The sequence below is a fragment of the Candidatus Nitrosopumilus sp. genome (assembly GCF_965262695.1).
Lineage (GTDB): Archaea > Thermoproteota > Nitrososphaeria > Nitrososphaerales > Nitrosopumilaceae > Nitrosopumilus.
The window spans coordinates 1,050,740-1,066,816 of record NZ_OZ253550.1 but is presented as its reverse complement, the minus strand read 5'-3'; the positions used below and the strand labels follow the sequence as shown (position 1 = coordinate 1,066,816).

Annotated in this window: 13 protein-coding genes; 12 read left to right on the top strand and 1 reads right to left on the bottom strand. The window is 35.9% G+C overall.

What is annotated here, in order from left to right:
- Nucleotides 1-8 precede the first annotated feature (8 nt).
- From hisG to hisI, 9 genes are read left to right on the top strand one after another with little or no spacing between them, the layout of a single operon-like run.
- Nucleotides 9-986: an ATP phosphoribosyltransferase gene (hisG, locus tag ACQY2P_RS06510; RefSeq protein ID WP_428325858.1), complete on the top strand. Its 978-nt coding sequence runs from the start codon at nucleotides 9-11 to the stop codon at nucleotides 984-986.
- Nucleotides 986-2,248 carry a histidinol dehydrogenase gene (gene hisD / locus ACQY2P_RS06505; RefSeq protein ID WP_428325857.1) on the top strand — a complete coding sequence of 421 codons (1,263 nt, stop codon included), beginning with the start codon at nucleotides 986-988 and terminating at the stop codon, nucleotides 2,246-2,248. Before hisG ends, hisD begins: the two co-directional genes overlap by 1 nt.
- The gene (hisC, locus tag ACQY2P_RS06500) at nucleotides 2,245-3,315 is read left to right on the top strand and encodes a histidinol-phosphate transaminase (RefSeq protein WP_428325856.1); all 1,071 of its coding nucleotides are present in this window, start codon (nucleotides 2,245-2,247) and stop codon (nucleotides 3,313-3,315) included. Before hisD ends, hisC begins: the two co-directional genes overlap by 4 nt.
- Nucleotides 3,316-3,319: 4 nt before the next feature.
- On the top strand, nucleotides 3,320-4,243 hold the full coding sequence (locus tag ACQY2P_RS06495; RefSeq protein ID WP_428325855.1) for an HAD family hydrolase: 924 nt from the start codon (nucleotides 3,320-3,322) through the stop codon (nucleotides 4,241-4,243).
- 25 nt (nucleotides 4,244-4,268) lie between these two features.
- Entirely contained in the window at nucleotides 4,269-4,856 is a 588-nt protein-coding gene (locus tag ACQY2P_RS06490; protein WP_428325854.1) for an imidazoleglycerol-phosphate dehydratase, read from the top strand.
- Nucleotides 4,856-5,458, top strand: a complete 603-nt coding sequence (hisH, locus tag ACQY2P_RS06485) for an imidazole glycerol phosphate synthase subunit HisH (RefSeq protein WP_428325853.1) — start codon at nucleotides 4,856-4,858, stop codon at nucleotides 5,456-5,458. The genes ACQY2P_RS06490 and hisH overlap by 1 nt, the downstream gene beginning before the upstream one ends.
- Nucleotides 5,455-6,165 carry a 1-(5-phosphoribosyl)-5-[(5-phosphoribosylamino)methylideneamino]imidazole-4-carboxamide isomerase gene (gene hisA / locus ACQY2P_RS06480; protein ID WP_428325852.1) on the top strand — a complete coding sequence of 237 codons (711 nt, stop codon included), beginning with the start codon at nucleotides 5,455-5,457 and terminating at the stop codon, nucleotides 6,163-6,165. The genes hisH and hisA overlap by 4 nt, the downstream gene beginning before the upstream one ends.
- Nucleotides 6,155-6,955, top strand: coding sequence for an imidazole glycerol phosphate synthase subunit HisF (hisF, locus tag ACQY2P_RS06475; protein ID WP_428325851.1), 801 nt, complete (start codon nucleotides 6,155-6,157; stop codon nucleotides 6,953-6,955). The genes hisA and hisF overlap by 11 nt, the downstream gene beginning before the upstream one ends.
- Before the next feature lie 22 nt (nucleotides 6,956-6,977).
- Nucleotides 6,978-7,304, top strand: a complete 327-nt coding sequence (gene hisI / locus ACQY2P_RS06470) for a phosphoribosyl-AMP cyclohydrolase (RefSeq protein WP_428325850.1) — start codon at nucleotides 6,978-6,980, stop codon at nucleotides 7,302-7,304.
- 3 nt (nucleotides 7,305-7,307) lie between these two features.
- On the opposite strand, the gene ACQY2P_RS06465 is transcribed toward hisI, so the two are convergent.
- On the bottom strand, nucleotides 7,308-7,880 hold the full coding sequence (locus tag ACQY2P_RS06465; RefSeq protein ID WP_428325849.1) for a hypothetical protein: 573 nt from the start codon (nucleotides 7,878-7,880) through the stop codon (nucleotides 7,308-7,310).
- 217 nt (nucleotides 7,881-8,097) lie between these two features.
- On the opposite strand from ACQY2P_RS06465, the gene thrC reads away from it, so the two are divergent.
- The 3 genes from thrC to ACQY2P_RS06450 all read left to right on the top strand — a co-directional run bounded on the left by thrC (nucleotide 8,098) and on the right by ACQY2P_RS06450 (nucleotide 15,969).
- A complete protein-coding gene (gene thrC, locus ACQY2P_RS06460; protein WP_428325848.1) occupies nucleotides 8,098-9,312 on the top strand; it encodes a threonine synthase in 1,215 nt (404 codons plus the stop codon).
- On the top strand, nucleotides 9,312-10,643 hold the full coding sequence (locus ACQY2P_RS06455) for a ThiF family adenylyltransferase (RefSeq protein ID WP_428325847.1): 1,332 nt from the start codon (nucleotides 9,312-9,314) through the stop codon (nucleotides 10,641-10,643). The genes thrC and ACQY2P_RS06455 overlap by 1 nt, the downstream gene beginning before the upstream one ends.
- Before the next feature lie 214 nt (nucleotides 10,644-10,857).
- The gene (locus tag ACQY2P_RS06450; RefSeq protein ID WP_428325846.1) at nucleotides 10,858-15,969 is read left to right on the top strand and encodes a hypothetical protein; all 5,112 of its coding nucleotides are present in this window, start codon (nucleotides 10,858-10,860) and stop codon (nucleotides 15,967-15,969) included.
- The last annotated feature ends 108 nt before the right edge of the window (nucleotides 15,970-16,077 follow it).

The following is a 16,077-nucleotide window of genomic DNA, read 5'->3' as shown; positions in this document are numbered from 1 at the left end:
GAGATACCATGTCCGAAATAAGATTTGCAATTCCAAAAGGAAGCCTAGAGGATGCTACCTTCAAACTCTTAGAGAGATCTTGGACTAAGGTAAATCGTAAGAGTAGAACCTATCGTGTGTACCTTGATGATCCAAAAATTACTGTAAAAATGCTAAGACCTCAAGAAATTCCAACTCTAGTCAATGAAGGATTGTATGATGTTGGAATCACTGGCAAGGATTGGGTAGGTGAAACAAAATCTGACGTGGAGCCAATTTTGGACTTGGAATATGGAAAAATTAGACTTGTTATTGCATTTCCAGATAATTATCGATACAAGAATCTTGATGCAATGATTGCAGATTATGCTAAAAAGAAAAAGACTTTGAGACTCTCTTCTGAATATCTCACAACTGCATCTCGTTTTATCAAGAGCTGCAAATCTTACAAAAAATATTTTGGAAACAAAGATCCCCAAATTGTTACTCCTTGGTTACGTATTGGAACTAACAAATCTGTTCAGATTCATCTATCATTTGGTGCTACAGAAGCAAAACCTCCAGAAGATGTAGATGCAATAATGGATGTAACTGAAACTGGAACTACTCTCAAACAAAATAAACTAAAAATTGTAGATGAAGTTCTTACTTCAACTGCACATTTGATAGTAAACAAAAAATCTCTCAAAGACAAAGCAAAACGAGAAAAGATTTTTGATATTGTTACTTTGATGCGAGGGGCAGTACATGGCAAAAAATATCTACACATTTACCTAAATGTAGAAGAGAAAAATTTGCCAAAACTGCTAAAACAGATACCATCTTTGAAAAAACCTACAACTAGTCCCCTAAGTGAAGCTGGTTGGTACGGAGTTAATACTATCATCAAAAAATCAGATTTCCACAAAATAATTCCAAAACTGCGAAAAATTGCACAAGGATTAGTAGTGCATGAACCACGACAAATTCTGGAGCTTGAGGAGATCAAACGTGACGAAGAAAATTGATGAAAATCATTTCGATAAATAATACAGAGCAATTTCTAAAGAAAATAGGCACAAAAAACTCTTCTAAGAACCAAAAAATTGTAGAATCTATTCTCAAAGATGTAAAGAAGAATGGTGATGCTGCAGTCAAAAAATATGAAAAAAAGTTTGGCACAAAAATTTCATCATTAAGAGTATCACAACGTGATATTGCTAGTGCATACTCTAAAATTTCAAAAGAAGACATCTCTGCAATCAAACTTGCAAAATCAAGACTGTCAAAAGCAGAATCTGCAGTACGACGCCAATTCAAAGACATTACTATCAAATCTAGTGGAACAAAACTCTCAAAGTTATTTGTACCAATTGATAGTGTGGGATGTTATGTACCAGGAGGTGCAGCAAGATATCCAAGTTCAGCAATAATGTCAGTGATACCTGCAAAGATTGCAGGTGTAAAAAGAATTGTTGTAGTGTCTCCTCCTAACTCTTCAGGAAACATTGATCCTTTAACAATTGTAGCAGCTGATCTTTGTGGTGCAACTGAAATCTACAAAACAGGTGGCGTACAATCAATTGCCGCATTAACCTATGGCACTCGTTCTATCAAAAAAGTAAACAAAATAGTTGGACCAGGCGGTGCCTTTGTTACTTTGGCAAAATATCTTGTTAGCAACACTGTATCAATAGATATGATGGCAGGTCCCACTGAATTAGGAGTTGTGATTGATTCGGCAACAGATGCTGAAATTGCAGCACTAGATCTTATTTCTCAAGCAGAACATTCTTCTGATACATTTTGTTATGCGTTAACTCCGTCAAATTCTATTGCAAAGAAAATTCAATCTAGTGTAAACTCTAAACTTAAAAATATCCAACGTGCAAAGATTGTAAAATCAAGTCTTGAATCAAATGGATTCATTGGAGTCTGCAAACCTTCTGGTATTATCGATATTGCAAATAATTTAGCACCTGAACACTTGGAGATTATTAGTAAAAATCCTAAAAAATGGGGCAAAATCAAAAATCCAGGCTTGATTTTATCAGGAAAAAACAGTCCGTCTTCAGCTAGTGATTACCTGTTAGGCTCAAACCACATTTTGCCTACAAATGGATTTGGAAAAACTAGAGGTTCTTTGTCTGTACTAGACTTTGTCAAGCTTCTGACTAAGGTGGAAACAACCAAAAAAGATTTAGAGAAAATATCAAAATCTATGAAGAATCTAACTTTAGCAGAAGGATTACCCAATCACTATGAAGCAGTACGAGGTAGATTAGAATGAAAAACTCTTGGTATTCAAAAAAATTAGAAGAATATGCCAAATTAGGTGGTTATAAAAAACCTGAAAAATTTGATGATGTTTTAAAATTAGATTCCAATGAGAATTTTGTAATAAATAAAAAATTCCAACAAGACATTATTTCTTATGCAAAATCAAATTCTGATGTTAGAGAATATCCATTAGGAGGAGTTGAAAAATTAGTATCAAAACTATCAAAATATCTAAAAGTTCCTGAAAATATGATTGGTGTTGGAAACGGATCTGATCAAATTTTAGATCTATTTTTAGCAAATTTGGCATCAAAGAAAACTAGAATTTTGACATCAGATCCAACATTTGGATTCTTTGAAGAAAGATGTAAACTGTATTCAATTCCATGTACCAAAATTCCTTTTTCATCTGATATGAAACTAGACATTAAAAAATTCGATACTAATTTAAAAAAATGCCAAATACTTTACTTGGATTCACCAAACAATCCCACCGGATTCCAATTCTCAAAAACACAACTAGAATCTTTGATCAAAAAATTTGATGGCCTAATAATTATTGATGAAGCCTATGGAGAATTTGGCGATTCATCAACTGTTTCATTAACTAAAAAATATGAAAACCTAATTGTTGTTAAAACATTTTCAAAAGCCTTTGGTCTTGCGGGTCTTCGTTTAGGATACTTTGTTGCAAACAAGAAAATAGTTGAAGTATTCAATCAGGTATTGCAATACCCATATCCTCTCAATACTCTTGCAATTGAGGCTGGAATTGCTTCTCTAGATAAGGTAGACCAGATGAAGGATGCATCTGAAATTATCAAGTCTGAGAGAAAGAAAATCATAGAGAATTTACGTAAATATGATGCTTTTACAGTATTTGACTCCAAGGCTAATTTTGTACTATTTGATGCTAAAGGTGCAGATAAACGCGTATTTTCTGCACTAGTTGAACAAGGAATATCTATCCGTAAACTTGGAAAGATTGGTTCTCATCCAGGATGTTTGCGTGTTACTGTTGGAACTAAAGAAATGAACTCTAAATTCCTTTTAGCAATACGTGATCTTTTAGGATAAAAAATTGAGTAATCAAAAATTTGATTCTATAATATTTGATTGTGATGGAGTTCTAGTTGATATCACACAATCTTATGACAAAACAATTGACAAAACATGTAGATATGTACTCAAAGAATTTGCAGGAATTGATTCTATTGTTATTGATCACAAGATAATTGATGGCTTTAAAGCATCAGGAGGATTCAATGATGAAGTTGATTTGACATATGCTGCAGTATTATCTCTGTATGCAGCTAACAAACTAAACAAAGAGCCATCTGAGTTTATCTATAAAGTAATTTCAAATGCAGACAAAACTGGAATACGTTCTGTTCAATCTTATCTTGAATCTCTTTGCGATATATCTAAATTTTTATCTAAACTGGGATCATTAAGTGATAGACACAACAATCCTGTTTATTCCATATTTGACCAACTTTTTTTTGGACCAGAACTATATGAAAAATTATTTGGAAAACAATCACTGTTTTCTGATAAAGGAATGATTTCAAATGATAAAGTAATCTTATCTGTATTTCTATTACAAACACTACAAAAAGAATTTGGAACAAAACTTGCAGTTGTTACTGGCAGAGGAATTGAATCTATTCGTTATTCACTAAAAGATATGTTGAATTATTTTGATATTAAAAGCTCGGCTTTTCTAGAGGATGAGCCTAGAGAATTAGCAAAACCAAACCCTGCAACACTAATTCGTGCTGTCCAATCTATGAAATCAAAAAACTGTCTGTATGTTGGTGATTCTGTGGAAGATTACCTGATGGCAAAAGATGCAACACAAGGAGGACATCCTACAACATTTTGTGCAATTGTAGGCACAAGTACAAATCCTGAAGCCAGGCGTAAACTATTTGCAGACTATGGTGTAGAGATGATTCTAGAATCAATTAACGATATTCCGAAGGTATTAAATTTAGTTTCATAAACTATCAGTATTCTCTGGTGATAAGATGAAAAAACGTTCAAGCAAAATTAAACGTGAAACAAAAGAAACTGATGTTTCAGTAACTGTCAACATTGACGGTACTGGAAAGACTAGCGTATCTACTGGTGTAAACTTTGTTGATCACTTGATTACTGCATTTGGAAAACATGCAATGTTGGATTTAACAGTAAAAGCAAAATCAAAAGACAATATCATACACCACTTAATTGAAGATACTGCAATTACAATTGGAAATGCAATAGATAACGCACTTGGAAATAGATCTGGTGTTACTAGATTTAGTTATGCGTCTGTCCCAATGGATGAATCATTGGCAGAGGCTTCTGTAGATCTGGTAAAAAGACCATTTTACAAATTAACTTTGTCTATAAAGAGAACAAAGATTGAAGATGTGTCAAAAGAAGATCTTGAACACTTTTTCCAATCTTTACTACAGAACCTAAACAGCTGTATTCACCTTACTGTAAAGTATGGCGACAATGATCACCACAAAGTAGAATCTGCAATGAAATCTCTAGCGGTAGCATTTAGAATTGCATGTTCAAAAGATTCAAAACAAAAAGGAATTCCAAGTACAAAAGGCGCAATGTGATGACAAAGATTGCAATATTTGATTATGGAGCTGGAAATATTTTCAGTCTTAAGAATGCATTAGAAAAACAAAATGCTACTGTAGAAGTTCAAACTCAAGTTGACAAGTTAAAAGGATATGATGGAATATTTCTACCTGGAGTAGGAAATTTTGATCCTGCAATACAAAGTATTAATCGTGATTCAGTTGACTTTTGTCAAATTGTAGATAGTACACCTGTATTTGGAATATGTTTGGGAATGGAGATGTTCTTTGATAAAAGTCAAGAAGGAAAAGAGAAAGGCCTTGGAGTCATTACTGGTGATGTTGTTGTTTTACCTAATACACTAAAGGTCCCACATATGGGGTGGAATGCACTTGAAATAAAACAAGAAAACAAAATTCTTGAAGGTGTCGAAAATGGATCATGGGTATACTTTGTACACTCGTATAGAGCAAATCCTACAACACAGGATGTTATAGTTGCTGAATCTGATTATGACATTAAAGTTCCAGCTATTGTTCAAAAAGATAATTACTTTGGAACTCAATTTCACCCAGAAAAATCAGGTGATGTTGGTGCTCTAATGTTAAAGAATTTTTTGCGAGAGTGCTCTAAATGAAAATAATCCCTGCAATTGATTTGATGGAGGGACAAGTAGTTAGACTATACAAAGGAGATCCTAAACAAAAAACCGTATACAGCGATGATCCCATGTCTGTTGCCAAAAAATGGCAAGAAGCAGGAGCTGATATGTTGCATATTGTTGATTTGGATGCTACAATTGGTACTGGAAGTAATTTGGACTTGATTGAGAAAATTACAAACGAATTATCCATCCCTGTTGAAGTAGCTGGTGGTTTACGTAATGAAGAAATCATTGATAAAGCAATTTCTTTTTCTGATAGAGTTGTAATTGGTACTTTGGCATTCAAAGATAAAGAACTACTACAACGTATTGCTAAAAAATATAATTTTTCAAAAATTGTAATATCTGTTGATCACATTGATGGATTTATTGTTACACATGGTTGGCAAGAGAGCACAAAAACACCTTTGCTTGATGCAATAAATGAATTTGTGAGCATGGGATTTACAGAATTCTTACTCACAAATGTAAGTAAAGATGGAACCCTGGAAGGACCTGATTTGGAATATTTGGAAAAAGCATGTGATATACAAAATACAAATGTTATTGCGAGTGGTGGAATTTCAAACATTGATGATGTGTTTGATGTACAAACAAAAAATGCATTTGCCGTAATTCTAGGCAAAGCATTGTATGAAAATAAAATTTCGATTAAGGAGGCAAAGCAACTTGTTAACTAAACGAATTATTCCATGTTTGGATGTTGATAATGGACGAGTGGTAAAGGGATTAAACTTTGAATCAATTAAAGATGCAGGAGATCCTGTGGAACTTGCTGCCAAATACAGTAAAGATGGAGCAGATGAATTGGTATTTTTAGATATTACTGCATCTCAAGAGAAAAGAAAAACAATCAAAGAACTAGTATCTAATGTTGCTAAAGTAATTGATATTCCATTTACTGTTGGTGGTGGTGTTAACAGTATGGATGATGCAAGAAATATTTTACTTAGCGGTGCTGATAAAGTTGGAGTAAACACTGGAGCTGTAAAAAATCCTGAATTACTAACAGAACTCATGACAATATTTGGAAAACAATGTGTTGTAATTGCTATAGATGCAAAAAGAAAATATTCTGAGGATTCTACTAAAACAATGTTTGAAGAAAATGGAAAAAAATTCTGGTTTGAAGTTTTCATTTATGGTGGGAAACAAGGAACTGGACTTGATGCAATTCGATGGGCTAAAAAAGCAACAGAACTTGGTGCAGGAGAAGTGCTTCTAACCAGTATTGATAAAGATGGAACTAAAGATGGATATGATATCTTGCTTACCAAAAAAATAGTTGATACTGTTTCTGTACCTGTTGTTGCTTCAGGCGGTTGCGGAAAACCTGAAGATATGTCTGAAATCTTTGTAAAATCCGATGTCGATGCTGCTTTGGCAGCCTCAATCTTTCACTATGAGAATCAATCAGTTAATCAAGTCAAAGAAATTCTCAGAAAGAAAAACATCTCTGTACGATTATAAGTAAATTTTGTAATGAATAACCATGAATAAAACAATTGATGATATTGATTTTGAAAAAAGTGGTGGTCTTGTACCCGTAATTGTTCAAGATGCAAATACTAAAGAAGTTCTCACTCTTGCATATTCAAATAAAGAATCTTTAGAACTTGCAAAGAAAACTGGAAAATCTTGGTTTTACAGTCGTTCAAGAAATAAGCTGTGGATGAAAGGAGAAGAGTCTGGTAATACTCAAGAGATTAAAGAAATTCTTGTTGATTGTGATTCTGATGCTGTTATTTATTTAGTTGAACCCTCAGGACCAGCTTGTCATACTGGTGAAAGAGTTTGTTTTCATCATAATTTAGAATAATAATTAACAAACAGGTTCAAAATCACCTTCATCTCCTGGAAGTATTTGATCTGTTATTTTGAATTGTAGATTTTCATAATTTGTCCCTCTAAACACAATTGTCCAAGTTCCGATAAACTCTTCTGCAGTACATAATCCTTTTTGTACTGAAAGTTGTGGTTGTAAGTAATAGTTGAATACTGATTTGTCAGAACCATCAAATGGTATGGTAAAGTATATTGTAGAATGTGTATTGTTTTGTGGTCTGTAAAATGCTACTTGTCCTTTTTCATTTTCTTGCAATCCTCCAATGATTAAGAAAATTTTTTCTCCTAACACATATTCACTTCGATCGATTTGAAATGGTCCTGAGGTTATCCATTCTCTTGGTTTAGGATTGTATTCATTTTCAAGATTTATTTTCTCAATCTCATCTAATTTTTCTTGAATTTCTGGAGTTAGTTCTTCATCTGGTCTTAGCTCTCTATCCATTGTATCTTCAACTTCCATTGTGTTTGATTGTTCAAAATTTATTGTAAATATCGCAATTATTGCTACAGTTACAATTATTGCAGATATGGGAATAACCTTGTTCACAACAAAATTCTACTAAAAATCAGTAAAAACTTTACTCATAATTAAAAAATACATGAAAAATTGATTTTTCTTGTTTTTTTCTATTAAATTGATATTTTTTACTGTTATTTTTGAATACATTTTATTTTTTTTAGTATATTTTTTTGTTTGAAAAATTAAGTATTACTTAATTTCATATTAGGATTTTTTATCTATATAATTTTGAGAAAAAGAGATCTTGACTAGAACTTCATTACAATGTAGAGAGTGTAAAAAAGAGTATGAAACTGATTTTAAGTATATTTGTGATGATTGCTTTGGACCGCTGGATGTAAAATATAATTTTCCAACAGTCACAAAAGATACATTTTCTAATCGTGAGCACACTTACTGGAGATATTTTGAATTACTTCCAATAGAAGACAAATCAAATATTGTGTCAATTGATGCAGGACTTACTCCTCTAACAAAAGCTGAAAATTTAGGTAAAGTACTTGGTCTTAACAATCTCTATATCAAAAATGATTCTGTAAATCCAACGTTTTCATTTAAGGATAGACCTGCTGGAGTTGCAATCTCAAAAGCAAAAGAATTTGGATTGTCTGCAGTTGGTTGTGCATCAACTGGTAATTTGGCATCTGCAACTGCAGCACACGCTGCAAAAGGTGGTTTTCCATGTCATGTATTTGCACCAAGTAATATTGAGATGGCAAAGATTGCTCAAGCATTATCTTATGGTGCAAATTATGTTGCAGTTGATGGAACATATGATGATGCAAATAGAATTGCAGCACAGATTGGTGATTCTAAGGGAATTGGAATTGTAAATATTAACATGCGTTCACATTATGTTGAAGGTTCTAAAACTTTGGCATATGAAGTTGCAGAACAATTAGATTGGAATGTTCCTGATCAATTAATAGTTCCAGTTGGAAGTGGTGCAATGCTTAATGCAATATGTAAAGGATTTGAAGAATTACAACATGTTTCATTGCTAGGTAATGTATCTAACATGCATATGATTGCAGCACAACCACATGGATGCGCTCCAGTTGTTGATGCATTTAAGAAAAATTCCAAAGACGTAATTCCTGTTGAAAATCCTGATACTGTTGCAAAAAGTTTGGCAATAGGTGATCCTGGAGATGGAAGATATGTTCTAAAACGATTAGAACAATACAATGGATTTGCAGAAGAATGTAATAACAAAGAAATTTTAGATGCAATAATTCTATTGGCAAAAACTGAAGGAATTTTTACAGAACCAGCTGGAGGCGTTTCAATTTCTGTATTACAGAAGATGGTCGAACAAGGTAAGATTGACAAAAATGATAAAGTTGTATGTTATGTTACTGGAAATGGTCTTAAAGCAACTGAATCAATCATGGAAGTATTAGAAAAACCAAAAGTACTCAAAGCAGACATTTCAGAAATTTCGGCGGTAGTAAACTAATGGCAAATATCACATTTACAATTCCTTCAGTTCTCAATCAAAGCGGTGGAGAAAAAAAAATAGACATTTTAGCTGATTCCTTACAAGATGCTTTTACAAAAATCTCAGAACAAATGGGTGATGATTTTAAGAGAAGAGTATTGGAAGGCGATGGAACTCCGCGTTCTTTAATTAATATCTATATCAATGGCAAAAATGCAAAGTTTTCTTCTGGTATGGAAACTACTTTGAAAGATGGAGATGAGATTTACATTCTACCTGCAGTTGCCGGTGGCTCTGAAGAGCTTTCTCCAAAAGAATTAGACAAGTTTTCTCGTCAAGTAATGCTTGAAGAAATTGGATATGCTGGACAGCTAAAACTAAAGAATGCCAAAGTTTGTGTTGTTGGAACTGGAGGTTTAGGACATCCTATAATTTCTAGATTAGCTACAATGGGAGTTGGAAATTTACGAATTATTGATAGAGATGTAATTGAATTATCAAACTTACATAGACAAATAATGTTTGATGAAGAAGATGTTGGTCAAGTTAAAGTTGAAGTTGCTGCAAAAAAGTTACAAAAACTAAATCCTGAATGTAAAATTGAAGCTCTAGCTGTTTCAATAAATGATTATACTGCATTAGAAGTTGTTGAAGGATGTGATGTTGTAATTGATGCACTTGATAGTGTTAATGCTAGATATGCATTAAACAAAGCATGTGTAAAATATAACATTCCATTTGTTACGGGTGCTGCAGTTGGAACCTCTGGACAAGCTTTTACTATATTGCCAAAAAAATCTGCATGTTATTTTTGCATGTTTCCTGAATTAAACGAAGATACAATGCCAACATGCAGTATTGAAGGCGTTCATCCTCCTATACTTTCTATTGTTGGTGCAATTGAAGTTGCAGAAGCTGTAAAAATAATTCTTGGAAAAAAACCAAATCTCTCTGAAAGAATTTTACATGTTGATTTAGAAAATCTTGATTTCAATAGTACTAGAACATTTAGAGCTGAAGAATGCCCAATTTGTGGAACAGGAAAACTAGAAGTTGTACAAAAAGAAGAATTGATTTTAGAAGAACTATGTGGACGAAACAGGGGAAAGAGAACTTATTCTATTACCCCTACTGATACTTTTGATCTTGATGTTGATGCAGTTACTAATATTGCAAAAGAAAAAGGATTTCTAGTTGAGAATCAGGGTGATTTGGGATTGTCGATGAGAACTAATGATCTATCTGTTAGTTTTATGAAGAAAGGCTCTGCAGTTGTAGTTGGACCAAAAGATGAATCTGATGCGATATCTCTATACAAGTCACTTTTAGGAAGAGAAATCAAGGCATAAAACAGCCTATAAAAATTTCATAAATTTTACAAAAAATTAAAAAATATGACGATCAATCTCTCAATTAGAGAATAAAGTATAATTTTTATAACATGAAATTATAGAATTTATATCAAAATTGAATAATTAATATAATAATTTCAAAAATATGAACAATTGTGGACAATTTGTCCATTAGGCTTAAATACTAACTTTGAAGAAAAATGTCAATAACATGAATAACGAAATAGGACGTAAAATAACTAGTCTTACATTAATGACAATTATGGTTGCCGGTGGACTGACCTTTGCAATTCCAGGTGTAATGCCTGAAGCAATGGCCGCCAACGCCAACCTCTTTGTATCCGCAGAAAACTCACAGTTTGATAACTATATGTCAGGACCTCAAGTAATTGAGGTCGTTGTAATCGATAGTGATATTGATGATACTGATGAAGGAAAGGGTGAACCAGACGTTACAGTAAACGGTAAGATCCTGAGAATGGCTCAAGCCGTAGATGGTAACTGGTATGGTTACTTTGCAGACAGAGACCAAGCACAAATTGCCGACTCTACTGCATCAAACGGAATTGGTTTAGACTTTGGATCATTTTGTAGTTCAACAACCGCAAATAGAGTATTGGGAGTTACACTTACTGATACTGACGGTGTTGCAATTGCAAACGCATCAAGAGCTCACGGTGGTGACCTAATTGGTTCTACCACTGGTGGTGCAATCACAGCATCTTGTGCTGGTGGTAATGTAGCCGCTAACGCCGTTGTTGAAAACAACGTAGTTAGAGAGTTCAAACAACTAAACGAAAATGCAGCCGCAGGTTCCGTTGCTGGTCAAATTGGTGTTAACGCATCAAGCGCTGATCACAGCGTAGTTGACTGGCCTTTCATTCAACTCTATCAACTAAACCCAACTGGTAACGTTGTCGTACAGTACAACAAAGGTGGTGGTGTTCAATCAACAACACTTACTTTTGATACTGTTGACCAATTTGCCGGTGCAAGTTTAGATAGAACAGTATACCCAACAGGTGCACAAGTTCACGTAACTGTCACCGACCTTTGGTTAAACATCGACCCAACAGATGAGGACTCTTGGACCTGGACAACTTTAGCAAGTAACAGCTCAGCTTATTATCAATTATTTGATGAAAACGGCAACAAAGCCGGCGATGGAAACATCGGAGATGTCAGTAATTTTGATATTGTTGGAAATGCTACTGCTTTAATGTGTGAAGACAACTGTATTCTAAAATTAAATACCGATCAACAGGGAAGTGGTACCGCTGTCGTTGACTTAAATGACAACGATGATGTTGTGGCAACAGCAACTGGTGCAACTAGCAGCCTTTCAGCTGCAAGTCAGCCAATTACTTTGACAGAACAAGGTCCAAACACTGGTGTATTTGGTACTTATGATGAATCAGATGTCTCAATCGTACAAGTTACCGATGGTGCACTAAGAGGCACATCTGCCACTATTGACTATAATGAAACTCCCGCAACTGTTCTTGTAGGATTTGACTTTGCTACAATTGACATCCAACCAGTTGATGACTTGTGGAACTCTGGTGAAGAGATTCCTGTAGTCTTGACTGATGGCGATGCCAACAAAAACAGCAGAGCAGATGAAGACTTAGACCTAAATGTTAACGGTACAACATTGATTCCATCACTATCAACTGGTGATCCATTCACCATTGGTGAAAACTCCACTGGAGTAGATGCAATGTTTGCCACAATTACTGCAGCTAGTTTAACCGGCACTCATAACAACATTGGTGTCGAAGATGCTAACTTCAGTTTTGTAAAGAACAACAATAGAACTGCAATCAACTTCCCAGTTGATTCATTCAGCCAAAGAGCATTATTCTTCAACAATACTGCACAGACATCTGCTGCAGTAGACGCCTTGGTCATTGACTTGAACCAAGATATTGAAGACTTGCAAGACTCTGTCGGTGATACCCGACCTGGTGCAACTAACAGACTACACGGATTTAACTATCTGAACATAGATGTTAGAAGTATCACAACTGGTACCGTAGATGTCTATTTGCTGAACAGTACTAATGGTCTAGACATTCAATCAATCAAATCATCAAGTTTGACAACTGCTATTCAATTAGTAAATGATGTTGCCCCACAATCATTAACCAACCTTAACAACACCAGAATCAATGAACAAATCTTTGATGCACAAAACGCTGGTGCTGATATTGGTTTGATGGTTGTTACAAACGCAACATTCACAGATGACACCACAACAGACCCATTGGTTATAGACTTCTTCTCCTTTGGTTTCGTAAATGATGGTCTTGAAGCTGGCGATAGAGTCGCTAACCAAATCATCAGATTAGAACTAGAGGAAACCGGTGATAACACAAGTACCTTTGAAGGTTCACTTGAGTATGTCATGGTTAACCAGCTAAACATCTTGAACGCAGATACCTATGACGGTCTATCTACAATTGCCGATGATCCTGGATTTATCGTCATTGAAGATTTGACTGACGAGGATGCTCCAAGAGTCAATTACCTTGACTTAGGTGCAGACGGTGTATCTACTCAAATAGCTGATCAAGAAGAAGCACCAAGTCACTCTGGTGTTGTATCATTTGATTCAAACACATACAAGAATGCTGACACAGTTACAATTACACTTGAAGACCAAGACCTTAACGTCGACTCAGATCTTATTGAAATTTACACCACAGTAACAACTGCCGGTGACACTAACCGTGATGCGGTTGGTTCTGCACAAGTACAAAACGGTGGAACCTCCATTACATTAAGTAATGGTGATGAACTCGGTAGATTACTTGATGTAACCTTTGATGATCAAAAATGGACTACTCCAACTGGTGCATGCTTAACAGCATTAACCGCATTGACATCTGATACTGGATTAGGTGCAACTGGATTCTCTCTAGTTGAAACTGGTTCAGACTCTGGTGTCTTTGTTGGAGACTTCCAAATCCCAACTGCATGGTGTAGAAGTGGTTCAACAACCACAGAAACTGCAACCGGTCTCGATATTGAAGTCAACTATGTTGACTTTAGAGATGCATCTGGTGAAGTCATCGAAGTAGGTGACAGTGCAGGCGTTCGCGCCAACACTGGTTCAGTAAGTCTTGACAGAACTGTCTACCCAGTACCATTTGGTGTTGAGTCAGACTTTACTGCAGATGCCACTAATGAAACCCCAAGTGGTAGAGCCTTGTTCCCAATCCACCAAAGTGGAATGAACACTGCTGGAACTGACCGTTCCGGTGAGGGTCTACAATCTGGTGAATTCATTAACGGTGGTGATCTTACTATCCACGTTAGAGTTAACGATCCAGACTTTGACATATCCGCAAGTGGTGAAGATAGCATCAACCAAAACAGTACAGCCTCTAGAGGACCTGTAAAGATCTCTGTTATCAGAGGTTCTTCCGCAGTGATTCTAGGTTATGCTGGTGGCCCTGACGCTCTCAAAGGTACTATTGATACTGATGGTACTAACACCGAGTCAACAAGAGCATTTGGTCCAATGACCGAAATTGCTCCTGATGCAGGAATATTCGAGTCTGATATTGTAGTTAGATACACTGACGGCCCAGCAAGTACCAAATGTCCAAGTGTCACTGATACATGGACTAACATACTTGATGCCGCAGGTACCACAGAAACAGACAGATTTGATGTTGCCGCAGCAACTGGTGATTACTGTATCTTACAAGGAGACATTCTCCAAGTAGAATACACTGATCCAGCTGATGCATCTGGTGATGTCAACACTGTAACTGATTCTGCTACATTTGATCTTAGAAACGGTGTATTGCAATCCGACAAATCTGTTTACATTATTGGATCTGACATGATCTTAACCCTCATTGAGCCAGACTTCGATCTAGACAATGACCAGGCTGAGACATATGACTTGGACTTAATTGAATGGGACTCTGATGCCGCAACCATCACCATGGGTGATGCTGACGGTGAAGGAGCAACATTTGACCCAGAACCATTAAACTTTAGAGAAACAGGTGACTCTACTGGTATCTTCCAGATTGTCATCGAAATTCCAGAAACTCTAGCAGGTGACAAACTTGAAAGAGGTGAGGAAGCAGTTCTCGAGTATACTGACTGGGGTCCATCCGGATCTGACTATGTAGGTGAAGAAGAAGAAGATGTCAACTTGACAATCTTTACTTCAAACTTCGGAGCAACTGTAGAGCTTGACCAAAAAGTTTACACATGGACTGATAAAGTATACATTACTATTGTCGCACCAGATCACAACTTCGACAGTGACTTAGTTGATGAAATTGGAAACACTAGTGACGACCCAATAAAGGTTGCAACTAGAGGATTCAACATTGACGAGTATAAACTAGTCGAGACTGGTACTGACACAGGTATCTTTACTGGTGAGGTTATCCTTACCGGATTTACACACGATGCTGACGGTAACACCGGAACCGGTGATGCCAACGGTAACGATGTTGTACAAGGTACAGCAACAGGTAGTGGTCCAACTGATGGTACAATCCCAACTGATGACGATGACGGACTTACAATCTCCTTTGAATTCTCAGAGGATGAAACTGTAGTCGGTTCTGCACTTATCAGATGGAACATCGGTGAAGTTCAGTGGCTTGAAGCAAGCTATCCAGCTAGCGGTACAGGTGTTGTAAGAATTATTGATCCAGACATGAACTTAGATCCAGAAGCAGTCGACAACTTCGATGTCGATGTGTGGTCTGACTCCGATGCCGGAGGTATTGACCTTACTGTAACTGAGACTAATGAGGCAACCGGAATCTTTGAAGGTACAGTGTTCTTCACTGTTACTGACGAATCTTCAGGTCACAGACTCAGAGTCGCAGAAGGTGACACTGTCACTGCAGAATATGAGGACAATACACTACCTGATCCATACACAACTGCAGATGAACTTGATATTACTGCCACTTCACTAATCGGTACTGTTGTACCACCTCTCGAGAGAGCACCAGCTGCTAACTTGAGAACAGTTGATGCATTCGGTAACAGCTTAGATTCTGTTTCCGTTGACCAACAGGTACAAATCAGCGCTGACTTAGCAAATGGTCAGGATAGAGAGCAATCATTCGCATACTTGGTACAGATTCAGGATGCAAACGGTGTTACAGTCTCACTAGCATGGATTACAGGTTCACTATCAAGTGGTCAATCATTCAGCCCAGCATTATCATGGATTCCAACTGAAGCAGGAACATACACTGCTACTGCATTCGTTTGGGAGTCTGTTGATAATCCAACGGCATTATCACCACCAGTTAGTACAACTGTCAACGTAAGCTAAAACTAGTTCACATTATCCTTTTTTTCTTTTTTTTGAATCCTACTTAACGAAAGTTATAGACAATTTTTCCAGAAGTAATATCTAGGAGAACATTAACAATCAATTAAA

Bases quoted from the DNA above. Each gene is read 5' to 3' on its own strand.
- hisG (WP_428325858.1), top strand. From the start codon at position 9: ATGTCCGAAATAAGATTTGCAATTCCAAAAGGAAGCCTAGAGGATGCT.
- hisD (WP_428325857.1), top strand. From the start codon at position 986: ATGAAAATCATTTCGATAAATAATACAGAGCAATTTCTAAAGAAAATA.
- hisC (WP_428325856.1), top strand. From the start codon at position 2,245: ATGAAAAACTCTTGGTATTCAAAAAAATTAGAAGAATATGCCAAATTA.
- ACQY2P_RS06490 (WP_428325854.1), top strand. From the start codon at position 4,269: ATGAAAAAACGTTCAAGCAAAATTAAACGTGAAACAAAAGAAACTGAT.
- hisH (WP_428325853.1), top strand. From the start codon at position 4,856: ATGACAAAGATTGCAATATTTGATTATGGAGCTGGAAATATTTTCAGT.
- hisA (WP_428325852.1), top strand. From the start codon at position 5,455: ATGAAAATAATCCCTGCAATTGATTTGATGGAGGGACAAGTAGTTAGA.
- hisI (WP_428325850.1), top strand. From the start codon at position 6,978: ATGAATAAAACAATTGATGATATTGATTTTGAAAAAAGTGGTGGTCTT.
- ACQY2P_RS06455 (WP_428325847.1), top strand. From the start codon at position 9,312: ATGGCAAATATCACATTTACAATTCCTTCAGTTCTCAATCAAAGCGGT.
- ACQY2P_RS06450 (WP_428325846.1), top strand. From the start codon at position 10,858: ATGAATAACGAAATAGGACGTAAAATAACTAGTCTTACATTAATGACA.